2 rRNA genes are annotated in these 2,320 nt (G+C 55.0%); both read left to right on the forward strand.

Annotated elements, in window-relative coordinates:
• Window positions 1-635 (forward strand): 16S ribosomal RNA (locus tag J2S00_RS19700); the annotation flags it as partial.
• Window positions 636-922: 287 nt separating this feature from the next.
• Window positions 923-2,320: ribosomal RNA gene (locus J2S00_RS19705) — 23S ribosomal RNA — on the forward strand; the annotation flags it as partial.

A 2,320-nucleotide genomic window follows, 5' to 3' on the forward strand; every position in this document is an offset into this window, starting at 1 on the left:
TCAAAGGAATTGACGGGGGCCCGCACAAGCGGTGGAGCATGTGGTTTAATTCGAAGCAACGCGAAGAACCTTACCAGGGCTTGACATCCCGGTGCCACCTCCAGAGATGGAGGGTTCTCTTCGGAGACACCGGTGACAGGTGGTGCATGGTTGTCGTCAGCTCGTGTCGTGAGATGTTGGGTTAAGTCCCGCAACGAGCGCAACCCTTGACCTTAGTTGCCAGCATTGGGTTGGGCACTCTAAGGTGACTGCCGGTGACAAACCGGAGGAAGGTGGGGATGACGTCAAATCATCATGCCCCTTATGTCCTGGGCTACACACGTGCTACAATGGGCAGTACAAAGGGTTGCGAACCCGCGAGGGGGAGCTAATCCCAAAAAGCTGCTCTCAGTTCGGATTGCAGGCTGCAACTCGCCTGCATGAAGCTGGAATCGCTAGTAATCGCGGATCAGCATGCCGCGGTGAATACGTTCCCGGGCCTTGTACACACCGCCCGTCACACCACGAGAGTCTGTAACACCCGAAGTCGGTGAGGTAACCCGCAAGGGAGCCAGCCGCCGAAGGTGGGACAGATGATTGGGGTGAAGTCGTAACAAGGTATCCCTACCGGAAGGTGGGGATGGATCACCTCCTTTCTAGGGAGTCTTCCGACTCGGAATATGCTACATTGAGATTCACCTGCACGCTTGCTGCTTTGTTTAGTTTTGAGGGTTCCCGACCATCTTTCCTCGGTGTCTCTTGCTGAAAAGCGCAAAGGCCACCTCGTAAAGATGGTCTCAACTCCGGTTGCCATGTTTTGCGCCTTATGTGCAAACATGCAACTTGATTTGATCATAACCCTCGTTGTATGAATGACTTAAACTGCACCTTGAAAATTGGATAACAGCGAAGATTCATCGGGAAAGCCACGAGCGACCTAAAGGGTTAAGCTACGAAGGGCGCACGGTGGATGCCTTGGCGCCAGGAGCCGATGAAGGGCGGGACAAACACCGATATGCCTCGGGGAGCTGTAAGTAAGCGTTGATCCGGGGATTCCCGAATGGGGCAACCCCCTGCTCCTAATCGGGCAGGATCCATCTCTGAATCCATAGGAGATGGAGGGCAGACCAGGGGAACTGAAACATCTTAGTACCCTGAGGAGAAGAAAGCAAAGCGGGCCCCGCGAAAGTATCACTTTCGTGGGTGCTAACAGCGATTTCCTGAGTAGCGGCGAGCGAAAGGGAAGCAGCCCAAACCGGTACGCTTGCGTACCGGGGTTGTAGGACGTCCCACGTGGAGTGACAAAGGACGAGGATAGGCGAACACGTCTGGAAAGGCGGGCCATAGAGTGTAACAGCCACGTAGCCGAAATCTTCGTCCCTCCGGGACGGATCCTGAGTACGGCGGGACACGTGAAATCCCGTCGGAATCCGGGAGGACCATCTCCCAAGGCTAAATACTCCCTGGCGACCGATAGTGAACCAGTACCGTGAGGGAAAGGTGAAAAGCACCCCGGGAGGGGAGTGAAAGAGAACCTGAAACCGTGTGCCTACAACCAGTCGGAGCACGATTCCGTGTGACGTGTGACGGCGTGCCTTTTGTAGAATGAACCGGCGAGTTACGATCTCGTGCGAGGTTAAGCCGAGGAGGCGGAGCCGCAGCGAAAGCGAGTCTGAACAGGGCGATGGAGTACGAGGTCGTAGACCCGAAACCGTGTGATCTACCCATGTCCAGGGTGAAGGCAGGGTAACACCTGCTGGAGGCCCGAACCCACGCATGTTGAAAAATGCGGGGATGAGGTGTGGGTAGGGGTGAAATGCCAATCGAACACGGAGATAGCTGGTTCTCCCCGAAATAGCTTTAGGGCTAGCCTCGGATGATGAGTGTTGGAGGTAGAGCACTGATTGGACTAGGGGCCCCCACAGGGTTACCGAATTCAGTCAAACTCCGAATGCCAAGCACTTTAATCCGGGAGTCAGACTACGAGTGATAAGATCCGTGGTCGAGAGGGAAACAGCCCAGACCATCAGCTAAGGTCCCAAAGTGTACGTTAAGTGGGAAAGGATGTGGCGTTGCCCAGACAACCAGGATGTTGGCTTAGAAGCAGCCATCATTTAAAGAGTGCGTAATAGCTCACTGGTCGAGTGACGCTGCGCCGAAAATGTAACGGGGCTAAACGTACCACCGAAGCTATGGATCCGCAAGGATGGTAGGGGAGCGTACCAAGGGCATGGAAGCCGGACCGTAAGGACCGGTGGAGCGCTTGGTAGTGAGAATGCCGGTGTGAGTAGCGAAAAGACAAGTGAGAATCTTGTCCGCCGAAAGCCTAAGGGTTCCTGAG

Source organism: Caldalkalibacillus uzonensis (genome assembly GCF_030814135.1).
GTDB lineage: Bacteria > Bacillota > Bacilli > Caldalkalibacillales > Caldalkalibacillaceae > Caldalkalibacillus > Caldalkalibacillus uzonensis.